The sequence below is a fragment of the Stenotrophomonas sp. STEN013 genome (assembly GCF_056760355.1).
Map to the genome: position 1 here is coordinate 133,793 of NZ_JBRREO010000004.1, position 16,150 is coordinate 149,942.

Consider the following 16,150-nt stretch of genomic DNA (forward strand, 5'->3'; position numbering starts at 1 on the left):
CCAATGTCACATACCCCGTTGTTGCTGCAGCTGCTGGTGATCCTGGCGGTCTCTCGCCTGTGCGGTCTGCTGCTGCGTTATCTGGGCCAGCCGCCGGTGATCGGCGAGATGGCCGCCGGCATCGTGCTGGGTCCGATCGTGCTGGGCGCCGCGTTTCCAGGCTTCCACGCCACCCTGTTCGCCCCGGCCTCGCTGCCCGCGCTGTCGGCGCTGTCGACATTGGGACTGGTGCTTTTCATGTTCATCGTCGGTGCCGAATTGCGCGCGCCCGACGGTGTGCGTGCGCAGCTGCGCAGCGCCGGCTGGGTCGGCATCCTCAGCGTCCTGCTGCCGATGGCGATGGGCATCGGCATCGCGCCGTGGCTGCATCCGACGCTGGCCCCGGCCGGCGTCGGCTTCTGGCCGTTCGCACTGTTCATGTCCGCAGCAATGTCGATCACCGCCTTCCCGATCATGGCGCGCATTCTCAAGGAACGCGGCATGACCCATACCCGCATCGGACGGTTGTCGCTGTCGGCGGCCGCCATCGCCGATGTGTTCGCCTGGATGATGCTGGCGCTGGTGGTGGCGCTGATCGGTTCGGGCGAGGGCTACACGGGCTTTCTCAAGACCACCCTGGGCCTGGTACTGCTGTGCGCGCTGGTGTTCGGCGGCCTGCGTCCGCTGTTCGGCGGGCTGCTGCGACGCTACGCGGCCGACGGCGTGCCATCCGGGATGATGATGGCGGCGCTGTTGATCGGCGTGTTCGCCTGCGCCGCCACCACCCAATGGCTGCACCTGCATCCGGTGTTCGGCGCGTTCCTGTTCGGCGCCTGCCTGCCGCGCGACGACCGGCTGCTCAAGAGCCTGATCGAGCGGCTTGAACACGTGGCGGTGATCGTGCTGATGCCGGTGTTCTTCGCACTGGCCGGGCTGGACACCAGTGCCGACGCCTTTGTCGGGGCCGGGCTCGGTGCGCTGGCGCTGATCCTGGCCGCGGCGGTGCTGGGCAAAGTGCTGGGCGGCGCGGCCGGGGCCCGCATCGGCGGCTACCCCTGGCGGGATTCGTTTGCGGTGGGCTCGCTGATGAACGCGCGGGCGCTGATGGAGCTGATCGTGATCAAGGTCGGGCTCGATGCCGGCCTGATTGGCCAGGAGCTGTTCACGCTGCTGCTGGTGATGGCGATCGTGACCACACTGATGACCGGGCCGCTGCTGACCCTGTTTGCCGGAAGGCGGCAACCGGCGTCGGGCACGCAAGGGCCTGGCCGCATCACGGAAACCAGCCCGCCCCGGTGAGGCGTACCGGCCGGGCACTGCCGGAGCCGGAGACAATCCACGCCGTCCGCCTCCATTACCGCAACGCCACTCAGCCCATGCCGCCGTTGATCCCGATCACCTGGCCGTTGATGTAACCGGCCGCATCGCTGCACAGGAAGGCGACCAGCGCGGCCACTTCCTGCGGCGTACCGGCGCGCGCGGCCGGCACCGTCTGTTTGATCAGCTCGGCGGGAAAGGCGTCGGCGGCCATCTGCCCTTCGATCACCCCGGGGGCGACCACGTTGACGCTGATGCCGCGGCTGGCCATCTCGCGCGCCAGTGATCGGGAGGCACCATGCAGGCCGGCCTTGGCCGCGGCGTAGTTGGTCTGGCCGCGATTGCCCAGCACCGCGGCCACCGAAGACACACTGACGATGCGGCCCCAGCGGGTGCGCGCCATCGGCAGCAGCAGCGGCTGGGTGACATGGAAGAAGCCGTGCAGTGACACCTCGATCACCCGGGTCCACTTGGCCGCGTCCATCCCGGCCATCGGCGCGTCGTCGTGGATGCCGGCGTTGTTGACGATGATCTGCACCGGGCCATCAGCCAGCAGCGCCTCCAGCGCCTGCGCGGTGGCTTCGCCATCGGCGACATCAAAGGCCACCGCCTGGGCACTGCCGCCGCTGGCGAGAATCTCCTGCACCACGGTTTGAGCGCGGACGAGGTTGGCATTGGCATGCACGATCACATGGTGGCCGTCGGCGGCCAGCTGGCGGCTGATGGCGCCACCGAGGTCACCGCTGCCTCCGGTCACCAGGGCGCGTCGGGGAGTAGAGGTCATGGTCGGATCCGTGATCGGTCGAAAAAGAAGGAAATCATGCCAGCGGCTGCAGCATCACCGCCGCGCGGCCTTCGGCCAGCAACTGGCCTTCATGCAGGATGCGGAAGCCGTACTGCTGGCTGGCCTCGGCTTCCACCAGCACCTGTGCATGCGCCTGGATCAGGCCGGGCAACTGGTCGATACGCGACACATGCAGCTGTACATCACGCAGCGCCACCAGCACGCCCGGCGCCGCCCGGCCGCCGTGATCGCGGGCGCGCAGCCCGCCATGCACCGCCATCGCCTGCGCGCCGTATTCGCACAGATGGATGGCGCCCAGCTGCCCGTTGTGGCGCAGCGGATGCTCCGGGTCACGATGGTTGCCGGCCTGCAGCTGCACGCTGCCGGCATCCCAGTGCAGCACGCGGTCCCACAGGCACATGCCGCCCTGGTGCGGAATCATCGACAGGATCTGCTCACGCGTGACCATCGGCACTCTCCCGCGACGGATGACGCGATACCAGCAGCGCCAGCACGAAGTTGCACACCACTCCCAGAGCGACCGTGCTGCCAATGGCGCGCAACACCGGAATCGAGGACCACGCCAGCAGACTGAACACCAGCAACGTCATCAGGCTGCAGACCAGCAGACCATGCAGGGTGCGCAACTGGTCGGCGTGGTTGTCGCCGGCATGCTCGAAGAACAGCCCGTAATCCAATCCCAGCCCGGCGGCCAGGATCAAGCCGATCAGGTGGAACAGATTCAGTTCAACACCGCAGCCGCGCAGCAGCGCCAGCACCAGCAGCGTGCTCAGCGCCATCGGCAACAACACCCGCCATACCCGCCGCGGCGAGCGCAACGCCAGCCAGACGGTACCGGTCAGCAGCACCATCGCCACCGCCAGCGCCAGCAGCACGCGGCCGCGGTAGGCGGCCACCAACGTTTCGGAGGCATGCTTCATGTCGAGCAGCTCGGCGCCGTGCGCACGCGCGGCGCTGGCCACGGCGGCCACGTCGTGCAGCCCGCCCAGCGAGACCAGCGCAGTGGCATGATCCGGCCCCTGCAGCAGCAAGCCCCCCACCGCGGTCGCCAAGGGCGTGCCCTCCAGATCGGCGGGCTGCAACGGCGGCGCGCTGCGGGCCTGCTGCAGATCCCGTACAAACGGCGCGAAGGCATCGGCGCGGAACGGGGTCTCGGCGACCGCGGTATCCAGCGCATGTTGCACGGTGGCGGTGTCGGGCAATTGCGCCTGGCGCCTGCGCTGGGTCGCGGCGCTGGGCAGGTAGCGCGCCGCCATGTCATAGCTGTCCAGCGCACCTTCGCCCACCAGTTGCTCCAGGGAAGGACGCAGCTGTTCCGAAGCCGCCAGCACTGCCTGTGCATTTTCGCCACGCAGGGTCAGCACATAGCGCACGTCCGGCGCGCCCAGCTCTTTGCGCAACTCGGCATCGCGCTGCAGATCCTGCGGATCGACCGGGGTCAGCCGCCCCAGATCGTTCTGCCAGAACGCCCCCGGCGCCCACAGCAGCGCGATCACGGCCGTCAGCGCCAGCGCCGCCAGCGACCAGCGCGGCCGCGGCAGCCGCTGCACCTGTCGCCAGATGCGCGCCAGCAGGGCCGAATCGGCGAAGTCGCGGGTCGGCGGATCGACCAGTGCCGGCAGCAGGTAGCGCGTGGCCAGCGCCGCGGTCAGCAACGCGGTGATGGTGAACACCGACAGCTGCTTGAGGCCGTCCACGCCCGAGAACAGGAAGGTGAGGTAGGCAATGCAGGTGGCGATCACCCCGGTGCCCAGGGTCGGCCACAGCGCGCGCACGTTGTCCCACGGTGACCGGCCCGGACGCTGGTGGCTGAAGAAGTGGATCGGATAATCCTGCACCACCCCGATCAGGGTGAAGCCGAAAGCGATGGTGATGCCGTGCACCCCGTCAAAGCCCAGCGCCACCGCGCCGAGCCCTGCCAGACCGGCACTGGCCAGCGGCAGGAAGCCCAGAATCGGCATCTTCCAGCTGCGGTAGGCCAGCCACAGCAGCAGGATCATGCCCAGCGTATCCAGCGTGCCGATGGTGCCCGCTTCGCTGGCGGTGCGATTGCCGATCTTGACCGAGAACGCACCCGGCCCGCTCAGTTCCAGCCGGCTGCCACTGTCGCCTGAAACCTGCGCGAAGACGCGCTCGACCGCATCCACCGCCGCTTGCTGACCGCTGGGATCAAACCCGGCGGCATGGGTCTGCACCAGCAGCAACGCCTGGGTACCGGTGCGGTCGAACCACACCTCTTCCAGCCGCTGGGGCGCGTTGGCCGGCTGCAGTGATTCGGCCACCCGCAGGATCTGCAGGGTCGGGTCGGAGGCCAGCAGCGGCTCGATCAGCGCACCGGCCGGCGAGCCCAGATCCTGCAGCCGTGCCTGCAGTTCCTCGCGCAACGTCGCAGTGGAGAACGCATCGTCCGGCAACTCGCCCAGCAGATAGCGGTACGGCAGCAGCTGCGGCGCAATGGCCTCCAGACCGGCCTGTTCGCCGTTGGTGACCAGTTCGAACTGCGGATCCTGTGCCAGTTGCGCGCGCAGCGCCTGTGACTGCGAGGCCAGTTCGAGCGGCGCCGCGCCGGACAGCGCGACCAGCAGCAGGCGGGTGCCGGGACCTTCGCCCAGTTCGTCCAGCAGCAGCTTCTGCGCCGGGGTCTGCGCATCGGGCATGAATTTGCGCAGGTCGCCGCTGAGCTGGACGCGCGCGCTGATCCAAGCGCTGGCCACGGCAAGCAGCAACAGCCAAGCGATCGCCAGACCGATGCGCTGCTTCGATGACAGGCTCAACGCGATCCACCGTCGTGGCACAACGCCGTCAGGGCGTCGGCATCGCGTACCGCGGCGGCGGCCACCGCGGCACCACCGAGCAGGGTCCGCTGCACATCGCCCTTGGCCGGGCGCGTTTCAATGCAGCGCAGCTCGTTGCCGCGGCCGTGCAAGGTGATGCTGGCCACCCGCCGGGCCAGCGCCTCGCCGCGCGGCGCCAGTCGCAGCTGCCATCGCTGCGGGGTGCCTTGCGGCTCAAGCCGGTAGGCCTGCTCCAGCGCCGCCTGGTCGCCCGACAGCAGCGCGCCGAAGCTGGTCTGCAGGTCGGCCAGTTCCGGCACCCGCGGCAGCGCGAATACCCGCGGCGGCTTGCCGGCACGGGCAATGCTGACCTTGCCCTCGGCAATGGTGGTGGTTTCGGCGTAAGGCGCGCTCACCTCGCGCACCAGCGTGGCGTTGTCGGGGCGCCGGTACTGGCCTTCCACCCGCAACGGCTCCTTCAGCAGCGCCGAACCGCGCAACTCGACAAAGCCGGTCTGGCTGGGCGCCGGCTGGGCCAGTTGCTGGAGGATCCAGCGGGCCTCAAGGGCGCTCGCCGAGGCTGTCAGGGCCGTGCTGGAGATCAGCAGCAGGAGTGCGCGCCGGGTCCACCGGGGCAGGGAACGCGTGGTCATCGGCATGCCAGAAATCATAGAAATTGAACCAGTTGTAAGGGGCACTGCGCAGCCGCGACTCCAGCCGTGCGGCGTAGCGCTGGACCAGCTGTGCCAACGCACCGGCACGCTCGCGGCGCGGGATCTCGACGACGTCGTCAAACGCCTCGAACACCAGATCGTAACGGTTGCCCCCGCGGTACAGACCAAATGCCAGTACCACCGGCACCTTCAGCACGGCGGCAATCAGCCACGGCGCGGTGGGAAATGGCGCAGGCGTGCCCAGCAGCGGCGCGGCGACCGACGGCTCGCCCGGCCGCGCGCGATCCACCAGCATCGCCACCAGCGCCCCTTCCTCGAGCGCCTGCTTGATCGCCATCACGATGGAGGGGCCGTCCTGGCCGGCATCGATGATTCCGGCCGCCAGCACCGGATCCAGTTCGGCCAGCACCTCGGTGATCGCCGGGTTGTGCGCCTTGTCCAGCAGCACCCGCAGCTGGATGTCCGGGCGTTGCCGGCCCAGCGCGCGCAGCGCGTCGAAACTGCCCAGGTGCGAGCCGAACACCAGTACCCCACGGCCCTGGTCCATCGCCGCGTGCAGCTGCTCCAGACCGACATTGTGGATATCGAACAAACGCATGCGCCCACCGAGCATGAACACCCGGTCCAGGATGGTGGCCGCGAACGTATGGATATGCCGGGCGACTTCGGCCAACGAGGCGGAGCGCCCATGCACCCGCGACAGGAACGCGCGCGAGGCGTTGCGTTCGGCGCCGCGCATCAGCAGGAAATACAGGGTGATCGGATACAGGCAGAGCCGCGAGACACCGCGCCCGCCATAGCGGGCGATGGCGGCAATCAGCCGGATCGCACCGCGGCCGCCGCCTTCAGGACGGCGCTTCCAGTCGACCTCGCTCATGCCAAGGCATCCGGCGTTGCCATCACCAGCTCACCGCGCACCAGCAGCTGCGCCTCGCGCAGCACCTTGAAGCGCCAGCGCGGCGCGGCGCCTTCCAGTTCTATCGTCGCGACCTGATCCGGCAGCAGCGGCGCCATGAACTTCACCTGCGGCAGGCGCACGGCGGTGACCGGCACGCCGCACTGGCCGCTGATGGCCAGCAACACCTGCTCCAGCACCACCACGCCCGGCACCAGCGGCCGCCCCGGGAAGTGGCCGGGCAGGCAGGGATGGTCGGCGGGAATAGTGAATTGCATGGCATCCACCGGAACAAGGACGGCCGCAAAGGATAACCGGCGCCGGTACCGCTCAGCGCAACAGGTCGCGCCAGAACGCGGGACCCAGCTGCGCCATCTGCCGCGCGAACTGCAAGGCGTTGCGATCTGGACGGTCCGGGAACAGGCGCGTACGCAGCGCGTATTCGAGTACGAAGAACCCTCCGATCAGGCCCCAGTTGGCGATATTGGCGCACCATGACCACTGCTCATGGGTGACCGGCCACCACGGCCGCAGGCCCAACATGACCAGCAGCCCCCCCGGTACGGCGCTGGCCGCCAAGGCAAGGTTCAAGGCCGCCAGCAGCACCAGCACCGCCACCCAGGCCCCGGTCAGGTGGCGGGTATAGCGCTCCAGCGCGGCGGTCACCGGCATGCCGGCACGCTGATACAACGCGCGCATGATGCGCCCGATCAACGGCACCTGGCCTGCGCCCAGCGTGCGGGCGAACCCCCACGCCACCAGCAGCGGGAACACCACCGGCGGGGCCAGCAACAGCATCCACGCCAGCGGCGAGCCGGCCAACCACACCAGCGCCAGCGTGCACAGCAGCAGTAGCGGCAGGGCCCAACCGCGGCGCTGTGCCAGCGGCGCCAACAACAGCAGCAGTACCAGACTGAACATCGCCGCCGCCGCCCAGATCCCGTCGCTACGGAGGCTGGCCACGTGCGACAGCAGCGGGTAGGCCAGCAGCAGCAGCATGCGGATCAGCGCAGCGGCCGCACCGTGGCCGGAAGGAGGCGCAACAGCCACGCGCTCCACCTCAGGCGGGCTTGTTGGCGTCGATATGAGCCGAAAGCGAGCGCAGCGACGTGAAAATACGCCGGTTGTCCTCATTGTCCGAGCGCAGCTGGAAGCCGTAGCGCTTGCTGATGGCCAGCGCAAGCTCCAACGCATCAATCGAATCCAGGCCCAAGCCGTCATTGAACAGCGGCGCCTCCGGATCGATCTGCGACGGAGTGACGTCCTCCAGGTTCAGGCTTTCCACCAGCAATTCAGCCAATGCGGCCTCGGACGGGGTTTGTGGCGACATGTACAGGTCCAGCGACGATTATGGAGGCGTAACGATCCGGCATCACCGTCGATAGCGCAACCGCGGTGGAAAAAACACGCGCGCTATCATGTGCCATCCCGGTTACACCGAATGTCCAGCGCATGATGTTTCCAGCACCACCCCCGTTGCCGCCTACCCCGTCCGGCCTTGCCCGCAACACCACGCCGGTCACCGCATGTGCGTGTTCCGGTAGCGCACCATGAGCGCCCATGCGGCGGTGACGTCCGCGTTGGCCGCATTGACCGTCGACTATGTGCCGGCCGCGCAGCTGCCGCTGTTGCTGGCCGATCCGCAGGTGCTGGCCATCTTCGCCTTTCATGCCGGCCGCGACGCGCCGGCCAGTGACGATCCGCGTTATCTGCAGGTAGGCCTGCAGGCCCATGGTGAACCGCAGCTGGAAGTGTGGCGCAGCCGCGCGCCGGTGCGCAGCGGACGCGACGCGAACGGCCTGGCCTGGGCCAGCGATGGCGCGCTGCTGTTTGGCGCCATGCAGATCGATGAGGCTACCGCCGGCGGCATCCTGGAAGCCTCGCAGCAGGCCTACGCGCAGATGCTTGCCGCGCTGCCGCAGCACGGTTACCCGCATCTGCTGCGGATCTGGAATTACTTCGATGCCATCACCGAAGGCGATGGTGACCAGGAGCGTTATCGACAATTCTGCATCGGCCGCGCCCGCGGCCTCGGCACGGTTGATCCGACCACCCTGCCGGCGGCGACCGCGATCGGCCGGGTGGATGGCGTACGGGTACTGCAGGTCTACTGGCTGGCCGCCCGCGAACCGGGCATTCCACTGGAGAACCCGCGTCAGGTCAGCGCCTACCGCTATCCGCGCCAGTACGGGCCGCAGCCCCCCAGTTTCGCCCGCGCCATGCTGGCCGCGCCCGGCAGTGCGCTGCCCTTGCTGCTGTCCGGGACCGCCAGCGTGGTCGGACACCAGACCCTGCACGCCGACTGCACCGCCCTCCAGCTGCAGGAAACATTCGCCAACTTCACCGCGTTGATCGACGCGGCGCGCCAGCATGTCCCCGCGCTGCCGCCACAGTTCGGCGCCGGAAGCCGGCTCAAGGTCTATGTGCGCGACGGTGACGAGCTGGCGCAGGTGCAACAACAGCTGTCACAGCATCTGGAGGCGCAGGTGCCGCGGTTGCTGCTGCATGCAACGGTGTGCCGCCGCGACCTGCGCGTGGAGATCGACGGCGTCCACGGCGGCTGAGCCGGCGGCGCAAAAGGCCCGGCGCTGCGGGGCTCAGTGGCCCAGCAGCGCCAGCAGCGCATCGCGCGGCAGCTTGCCGGTCTCGTTGCGCGGCAGCGCCTCGACCTTGCGCAACGGCCGCGGCAGGAACACCGGATCCATCAGCGTACGCAGCTCCTGCAGCAGCTCGGCCACCTCGCGCTGCGGGGCCACCACCAGCGCGGCGATGCGACCCACCGTATGTCCCGGTTCCGGCGCCAGCTGCAGCACCACCGCATCCTCGACCCCCTCGAGCGCCTGCAGTTTGCGGGTCAGGTCGCCCAGCGAGGCGCGCTTGCCGGCGATCTCCAGCAGATCGGCCCGTCGCCCGCGCAGCACGAAGCGGTCGCCGGGCAGCAGCTCCACCAGATCGGCCAGCAACACCGGCGTGGCCAGGTGCGGGGCATGGATGCGGGTGCCATCGGGCTGCGGTTCCAGCCAGACCCCCGGCAGCAGTTGCCAGGCGGTCTCGCGGGCGGTACGGCGGCGGGCGAAGATGCAGGTCTCGGTGGAGCCGAACACCTCGCGCACCTCGGTGTGGAAACGCTGCTCGGCGGCGGCGGCCAGTTCCTGCGGCAGCGGTGCGGTGGCGGTGACGATCCCGGCCAGCGGCGGCAGCGCCACGCCCGATTCGACCAGCGCCTTCAGGTGCACCGGTGTGGTGACCAGCAGCCGCGGCGCCGGTACCGTGGCCAGCGCCTGCGCCACATCCTGCGGAAAGAACGGGCGCCCGGCCTGCAGCGTGGCCGGTGCCAGCAGCGGCAGCAGCACCGACATCTCCATGCCGTACATGTGCTGCGGCGGCACCGTGGCCACCAGCGAGGGCTGCGCCGGCCCCCACAGGTCCTGCAGCGCCTGCAGGTTCTGCGCGGTACTGGTCAGGAACGAGCCCCAGGTCTTGGGATTGGCACCGGGTACACCGGTGCTGCCGGAAGTGAAGCCGATCGCCACCAGCTGCTGCTCGGCCAGCTGCGGCACCGGTCCGGCCAGCTGCGGCAGCTCGGCCGGCAGCACATGGCAGTCGGGCGGCAGCCGCTCCGGCGCGGCATCGCCCACGCAATAGGTCTGCGCATAGCGTTGCCGCACATCGGCCACCACCGCCGGGGCGCGCGAGGACGGCAGCAGATTCACTTGGCCGCGCAGTGCGATCGCACAGAACGCCACCAGGAAGCGGTAGCGGTCTTCACACAGATTGACCACATGCCGGCCCGCCGGCAGTTGCGCCGCGACCCCGCGCACCTGCGCCAGGAAAGTTGCCAGCGTCACCGGGCCGCTGCCGAGCACCGCCAATGGCCGGTCGCTGGGGCCGGTGGCAAGTGGATGGACGGCGCGGGAGGAAGCTGCTTCGGGGGCAACGGGCATACGACAACCACGACCTCGGCTGGGCGAATGGACGACCGGCCGCACCGGGGCGCGGACAACCGGCGGCTAGCTTGGCGGCGGCTTGCCCGGCTGGCAAGCCGCACGCGCCGTGCCGGGTCAGTGGTAGCCCATCTCGGCGGTGACCTTGCCGCGGAACACGCGGTAGGACCACACCGTATAGCCCAGGATCACCGGCAGCAGCAGCGCCAGTCCGACCATGCTGAAACCCAGCGACGTGGCCGGCGCAGCGGCCTGCCACAGCGTCATCGTCGGCGGCAGCAGGTACGGCCACATGCCCAGCACCAGGCCGAGGAAGCCCAGCACGAACAGCGCCAGGGTCAGCAGGAACGGCGGCAGGTCGCGGCGCGGGTGCATCGCGCTGCGCCACAGCGCCACCGCCACCGCCAGCGTCAGCAGCGGCACCGGTGACAGCCACCAGAAGTTGCCGTCGCTGAACCAGCGTTCCATCACCCGCGACTGCAGGAACGGCAGCCAGGTGCTGACCAGGCCCATGAACACGAGCACCGCGACCATCAATGGCCGCGTCAGCGAACGCGCCAGCGCCTGCTCCCGGCCACCGGTCTTGAGGATCAACCAGGTGCTGCCCAGCAACGCATAGCCGGTGACCACCGCCACCCCGGTCAGCATCGAAAACGGGCTGAACCAGCCGAACGCACCGCCGACATAGCGCCCGTCCTGCATCTTCAAACCTTCCACCAGCGCGCCCAGAATCACGCCCTGCGCGAAGGCGGCCAGCAGCGAGCCCAGTGCGAAGGACACGCTCCACAGCCGACGCGAACGCTGCGCCTTGAAGCGGAACTCGAACGCCACGCCACGGAACACCAGCGCCATCACCAGCAGCAGCACCGGCAGATACAGCGCCGACAGCAGCGCCGCATAGGCCTTGGGAAAGGCGGTCATCAACCCGGCGCCGCCGAGCACCAGCCAGGTTTCGTTGCCGTCCCAGATCGGCGCGGCGGTGTTCATCATCACATCCAGCTGCGACTCGTCCTCGGCGAACGGCGCCAGGATGCCGATGCCGAGCACGAAGCCGTCCAGCACCACGTACATCAGCACGCCAAAACCGATCACCGCGAACCACGCCACCGTCAACACGGTTGCCATGTCCATCTCAGCGCCCCTCCAGCGGTTCATCGGCGCCGGACAGCGGCCGCGCCGGTGTATGCGTGCCGTCATCGCGCGGCGGCTGTTCATGCGGCGCCGGGCCGGAACGCAGGATCTTGACCAGGTACCAGGTGCCCCAGCCGAACACGAACAGATAACCGATGACGTAGACCGCCAGCGACAGCGCGGTCATCCACGCGCTGTGCGGCCCGACCGCATCGGCCGTGCGCAGCACGCCATACACCACCCACGGTTGCCGGCCCATTTCGGTGACGAACCAGCCGGCCACCAGCGCGATGAAACCGCTGGGCAGCATCCAGTGCCAGCCGCGCAGCAGCCATGTGGACTGCAGCAGGCGTCCACGCCACAGCTGGAAGGCCGAGATCCAGGCCACCAGCAGCATCAGCGTGCCGATCCCGACCATGATGCGGAACGCGTAGAACACCGGCACCACTGGCGGCCGCTCGCTGGCCGGCACCGAGCTCAGCGGCGCAAAGGTGCCGTCCAGGCTGTGGGTGAGGATCACGCTGCCGAGCTTGGGAATGGCGATCTCGTAATCGTTGCGTTCTTCTTTTTCGTTGGGCACGGCGAACACCACCAGCGGCACACCCTCACCGGGCGGGGTGTCATGCCAGTGCGCTTCCATCGCGGCGATCTTCATCGGCTGGTGCTTGAGCGTGTTCAGGCCGTGCATGTCGCCGACGAAGATCTGCACCGGCACCGTGAGCGCGGCGAAGGCGACGGCGGCCACCAGCATCTTGCGGCCGGCTTCCAGGTGCACACCGCGGCGCAGGTACCAGGCACCGACGCCGCCGATGACGAAACAGGTGGTGATGAACGAGCCCAGCGCCATGTGCGCCAGCCGGTACGGGAAGGACGGATTGAACACCACCTGCCACCAGTCCTGCGGATGGACGATGCCGTCGATGATCGTGTAGCCGGCCGGGGTGTGCAGCCAGCTGTTGGAGGACAGGATCCAGAACGTGGAAAACAGCGTGCCCAGCGCCACCATGCAGGTGGAGAAAAAATGCAGCCGCGGTGAGACCCGGTCCCAGCCGAACAGCATCACCCCCAGGAAACTGGCCTCCAGGAAGAACGCGGTGAGCACTTCGTAGGTGAGCAATGGCCCGATCACGGTACCGGCCACTTCGCTCAGGCGTGGCCAGTTGGTGCCGAACTGGAAGGCCATGACGATGCCGCTGACCACGCCCATGCCAAAGGACACGGCGAAGATCTTCTGCCAGAAGAAGAACAGCTCGCGCCAGACCGGATTGCGGGTGCGCAGCCAGCGCCATTCGACGAAGGCCAGCCAGCTGGCCGTGCCAATGGTGAAGGCCGGGAACAGCACATGGAAACTGACAACGAACCCGAACTGGACCCTGGATAACAGCAGCGCGTCCACAGCGCTTCTCCACACGACGTGTAATTGGGGCAATTCTGGTCCGGTATTGGTTAAGAACGGATGTGACCGGTTGTCGCAGTGCGTCAAACTGCCGCAGCGGCACGGCGGCCCGTCCGGCCGCCACGACCGCACGCGGGCAGCGGAGGTCCGGTGGATGACCGGTCATCCGCCGGCCCGGTCGGCTGTCCGCGCGGCTTGCCGATTTCGGCCCCCGGCGCGCCGGTTGCCGCGCCCATGACCTGTGGCCCAGCCCGGGCGCAGGCCGGACTGCTAGGCTTGTGCGGTTTTCTTTCCCGGTATCCGCAATGCCCAGACTCCTGCCGCTGTCCCTGCTGTTGTTGGCCGCTTTCGGCAACGCCCACGCCGCGACCACGCCGATCACCATCGAACAGGCCATGGCCGACCCGGACTGGATCGGCCCGCCGGTGGAATCGGCGTGGTGGTCATGGAACGGGCAGCAGGTGGAGTACACGCTCAAGCGCCCGGGCAGCGCGGTACGCGACAGCTTCCGCCTGCCGCTGGCCGGCGGCGTCGCCCAGCAGGTGGCGGACGACCAGCGCGGCACGCTGGATGCGGCCAACCGCATCTATGACGGCAGCCGCCAGCGCATGGCGTTCGTGCGCAATGGCGATGTGTTCGTGCGCGATCTGCGCAACGGCACCCTGAGCCAGATCACCCGCAGCAACGAACGCGCCAGTGGTGTCAATTTCGCCAGCGATGGCGGTGTGATCTGGAAAGTGGGCAACAACTGGTTCCACTGGAACCCGCGCAGCGGGGTGACCGGCCAGGTGGCCCAGCTCAAGGCCGAGAAGAATCCGGCCGACGCGCCCAAAGCCGATGTGCTGCGCGACCAGCAGCTGCGCACCCTGTCCACGCTGCGCAGCGACCGCGCCCAGCGCGAGGAACTGCGCGAGCAGGGCGAGCGCTGGCGCCAGGCCGATCCGACCCGCGCGCCGGCGCCGATCTTCCTCGGCGCCGAGGTCGAGATCGTCGACAGTGTGCTCTCGCCCGATGCGCGCCACCTGATCGTGGTGACCAAGCCCAAGGGCTATGAGGAAGGCCGCGGCGGCAAGATGCCGCTGTACGTGACCGAGTCCGGCTACGAGGAAGCCGAAGACACCCGCACCCGCGTGGGTCGCAACAATCCCGAGCCGCACGCGTTCTGGCTGGCCGACGCCGCCACCGGCAAGGTCCAGGCGCTGTCGCTGGATGATCTGCCCGGCATCGCCACCGACCCGCTGGCCGCGCTGCGCAAGAAGGCCGGCAAGGACCCGCTCAAGGGCAACCGGCCGCTGGAAGTGATGAGCGAGTTCATGGGCGGCGGTATCCGCTGGAATGCCGATGGCAGCCAGGCGGCAATCATGCTGCGCGCCAACGACAACAAGGACCGCTGGATCGCCACCACCAGTGCCACCCGCGCCAAACTGGAAAGCCGCCATCGCCTGACAGACGCCGGCTGGATCAACTGGGGCTTCAACGATTACGGCTGGATGCCCGATGGCCGCACGCTGTGGCTGCTGTCGGAGGAATCGGGCTACTCGCACCTGTACACGCAAAGTGGCAGTGGCAAGCCCAGGGCGATCACGTCGGGCAACTGGGAAGCCTCGGCACCGGTACTCAGCGCCGACGGCAGCAGCTTCTACTTCCTGTGCAACCAGAAATGGCCCGGCGACTACGAAGTGTGCAACGTCAACGCCAACGGCGGTGCCGTGCGCGAAGTGACCGCGCTCGATGGCGTGGAAGACTTCAGCCTGTCGCCGGATGGCGGGCAGCTGCTGGTGCGGTATTCGGCACCCTACCTGCCGGCGCAGATCGCCGTGCTGCCCAGCAGCGGCGGCGAAGCCCGCCCGCTCACCGACACTCGCAGCGCCGCCTTCAAGGCCCGCGAATGGGTACAGCCGCAGATGGTGCAGGTGCCGTCCAAGCACGGCGCCGGCCATATCTGGGCCAAGTACTACGGCCCGGAGAAGCTCGAAGCGGGCAGGCAGTACCCGATCGCCATGTTCGTGCACGGTGCCGGCTACCTGCAGAACGTGCATGCGCGCTATTCCAACTACTTCCGCGAGCAGATGTTCCATAACCTGCTGGTGCAGCAGGGCTACATCGTGCTGGACATGGATTACCGCGGCAGCGAGGGCTATGGCCGCAACTGGCGTACAGCCATCTACCGCAACATGGGCCATCCGGAGCTGGAGGACTACCTGGACGGCCTGGACTGGCTGGTCGAGACCAAGCAGGGCGACCGCGACCGCGCCGGCATCTACGGCGGCTCCTATGGCGGCTTCATGACCTACATGGCGCTGTTCCGTTCGCCGGGCACCTTCAAGGCCGGCGCCGCGCTGCGTCCGGTCGGCGACTGGCACCAGTACAACCACGCCTACACCAGCAACATCCTCAACACCCCGGACATCGACCCGGAGGCCTACCGCATCTCCTCGCCGATTGAATATGCCGAAGGCCTGCAGGACCACCTGCTGATCGCGCACGGCATGATGGATGACAACGTGTTCTTCCAGGACTCGGTCAACATGAGCCAGAAGCTGATCGAGCTGCACAAGGACACCTGGTCGATCGCGCCCTACCCGCTGGAACGCCACGGCTACACCCGCGCCGACTCCTGGCTGGACCAGTACAAGCGCATCTACAAGCTGTTCGAGCAGGAACTGAAGTAAGCACCAAGGGCGCCGCACGGCGCCCTTCTTACCGAGGATGGCGGCGCCCTGGAAACAGCGCCCGCCACCAATCCCACCGCACAGGAAGTCTCGCCGTGTCCCCCTCCGACTCCCCGATCCGCATCGTCACCGCGGTGATCCTCGATGACGCCGGCCGCGTGCTGGTGGTCCGCAAGCACGGCTCGGACACCTTCATCCAGCCCGGCGGCAAGCGCGAACCCGGCGAGGAGGCGCTGCAGACGCTGGTCCGCGAGCTGCACGAGGAACTGGGCGTGAGGCTGCGACCGGACGGTGCACAGGCCCTGGGCGTGTTCGAGGAAACTGCGGTCAACGAGCCCGGCCGGCGCGTGCAAGGCGAAGCCTGGCGGGTGCGGGTCGAGGGTACGCCGCAGGTGCAGGCCGAGATTGCCGAGCTGGCGTGGATTCCATTGCAGCCCCCGCATGGCGTACGTCTGGCGCCACTGAGCGCCCGCCATATCCTGCCGGCCGCCGCCGTGCTGGCGGGTGCGCCCGGGACTGGGCAAGCCGGCTGAACCGGGCGATAGTTCGGGCTCTTCCACCTT

Annotated in this window: 15 protein-coding genes; 4 read left to right on the plus strand and 11 right to left on the minus strand. The window is 68.4% G+C overall.

Features of this window, described 5'->3' with window-relative positions; genetic code table 11:
- The first annotated feature begins 3 nt into the window (after positions 1–3).
- On the plus strand, positions 4–1,278 hold the full coding sequence (locus ACVOMH_RS10370) for a cation:proton antiporter (RefSeq protein ID WP_481551906.1): 1,275 nt from the start codon (positions 4–6) through the stop codon (positions 1,276–1,278).
- 70 nt (positions 1,279–1,348) lie between these two features.
- On the opposite strand, the gene fabG is transcribed toward ACVOMH_RS10370, so the two are convergent.
- Genes fabG through ACVOMH_RS10410 form a run of 8 tightly spaced genes read right to left on the minus strand, consistent with a single transcriptional unit; the run spans position 1,349 to position 7,774 of the window.
- A complete protein-coding gene (gene fabG, locus ACVOMH_RS10375) occupies positions 1,349–2,080 on the minus strand; it encodes a 3-oxoacyl-ACP reductase FabG (protein WP_481551907.1) in 732 nt (243 codons plus the stop codon).
- A gap of 34 nt (positions 2,081–2,114) precedes the next feature.
- Complete coding sequence (locus tag ACVOMH_RS10380) at positions 2,115–2,549, minus strand: hotdog family protein (protein WP_481551908.1); 435 nt, start codon at positions 2,547–2,549, stop codon at positions 2,115–2,117.
- Positions 2,536–4,881, minus strand: coding sequence for an MMPL family transporter (locus tag ACVOMH_RS10385; RefSeq protein WP_481552029.1), 2,346 nt, complete (start codon positions 4,879–4,881; stop codon positions 2,536–2,538). Before ACVOMH_RS10385 ends, ACVOMH_RS10380 begins: the two co-directional genes overlap by 14 nt.
- Positions 4,872–5,534, minus strand: a complete 663-nt coding sequence (locus ACVOMH_RS10390; RefSeq protein ID WP_481551909.1) for a LolA-related protein — start codon at positions 5,532–5,534, stop codon at positions 4,872–4,874. The genes ACVOMH_RS10385 and ACVOMH_RS10390 overlap by 10 nt, the downstream gene beginning before the upstream one ends.
- Positions 5,437–6,426, minus strand: a complete 990-nt coding sequence (locus ACVOMH_RS10395; RefSeq protein ID WP_481551910.1) for an LpxL/LpxP family acyltransferase — start codon at positions 6,424–6,426, stop codon at positions 5,437–5,439. The genes ACVOMH_RS10390 and ACVOMH_RS10395 overlap by 98 nt, the downstream gene beginning before the upstream one ends.
- Positions 6,423–6,722 carry an ApeI family dehydratase gene (locus tag ACVOMH_RS10400; RefSeq protein ID WP_481522488.1) on the minus strand — a complete coding sequence of 100 codons (300 nt, stop codon included), beginning with the start codon at positions 6,720–6,722 and terminating at the stop codon, positions 6,423–6,425. Before ACVOMH_RS10400 ends, ACVOMH_RS10395 begins: the two co-directional genes overlap by 4 nt.
- A 52-nt stretch (positions 6,723–6,774) precedes the next feature.
- Positions 6,775–7,494 carry a ketosynthase gene (locus tag ACVOMH_RS10405; RefSeq protein WP_481551911.1) on the minus strand — a complete coding sequence of 240 codons (720 nt, stop codon included), beginning with the start codon at positions 7,492–7,494 and terminating at the stop codon, positions 6,775–6,777.
- A gap of 10 nt (positions 7,495–7,504) precedes the next feature.
- Complete coding sequence (locus ACVOMH_RS10410; protein ID WP_054659917.1) at positions 7,505–7,774, minus strand: phosphopantetheine-binding protein; 270 nt, start codon at positions 7,772–7,774, stop codon at positions 7,505–7,507.
- 220 nt (positions 7,775–7,994) lie between these two features.
- Between ACVOMH_RS10410 and ACVOMH_RS10415 the strand changes: the two genes are divergently transcribed.
- Entirely contained in the window at positions 7,995–9,008 is a 1,014-nt protein-coding gene (locus ACVOMH_RS10415; RefSeq protein WP_481522486.1) for a chorismate transformation FkbO/Hyg5 family protein, read from the plus strand.
- 33 nt (positions 9,009–9,041) lie between these two features.
- Here the strand turns inward: ACVOMH_RS10415 and ACVOMH_RS10420 are convergent, their stop codons facing one another.
- From ACVOMH_RS10420 to ACVOMH_RS10430, 3 genes are all read right to left on the minus strand, one after another.
- On the minus strand, positions 9,042–10,388 hold the full coding sequence (locus ACVOMH_RS10420) for an AMP-binding protein (protein ID WP_481551912.1): 1,347 nt from the start codon (positions 10,386–10,388) through the stop codon (positions 9,042–9,044).
- Positions 10,389–10,505: 117 nt separating this feature from the next.
- A complete protein-coding gene (cydB, locus tag ACVOMH_RS10425) occupies positions 10,506–11,519 on the minus strand; it encodes a cytochrome d ubiquinol oxidase subunit II (RefSeq protein ID WP_054660308.1) in 1,014 nt (337 codons plus the stop codon).
- Between the two features lies 1 nt (position 11,520).
- Positions 11,521–12,915 carry a cytochrome ubiquinol oxidase subunit I gene (locus ACVOMH_RS10430; RefSeq protein ID WP_481551913.1) on the minus strand — a complete coding sequence of 465 codons (1,395 nt, stop codon included), beginning with the start codon at positions 12,913–12,915 and terminating at the stop codon, positions 11,521–11,523.
- 305 nt (positions 12,916–13,220) lie between these two features.
- Between ACVOMH_RS10430 and ACVOMH_RS10435 the strand changes: the two genes are divergently transcribed.
- Together ACVOMH_RS10435 and ACVOMH_RS10440 are read left to right on the plus strand one after the other, a co-directional pair.
- Positions 13,221–15,587: a S9 family peptidase gene (locus tag ACVOMH_RS10435; protein WP_481551914.1), complete on the plus strand. Its 2,367-nt coding sequence runs from the start codon at positions 13,221–13,223 to the stop codon at positions 15,585–15,587.
- Between the two features lie 95 nt (positions 15,588–15,682).
- Positions 15,683–16,120 (plus strand): NUDIX hydrolase, encoded by a 438-nt coding sequence (locus ACVOMH_RS10440; protein ID WP_481551915.1) that lies wholly within the window; start codon positions 15,683–15,685, stop codon positions 16,118–16,120.
- Positions 16,121–16,150: the final 30 nt, after the last annotated feature.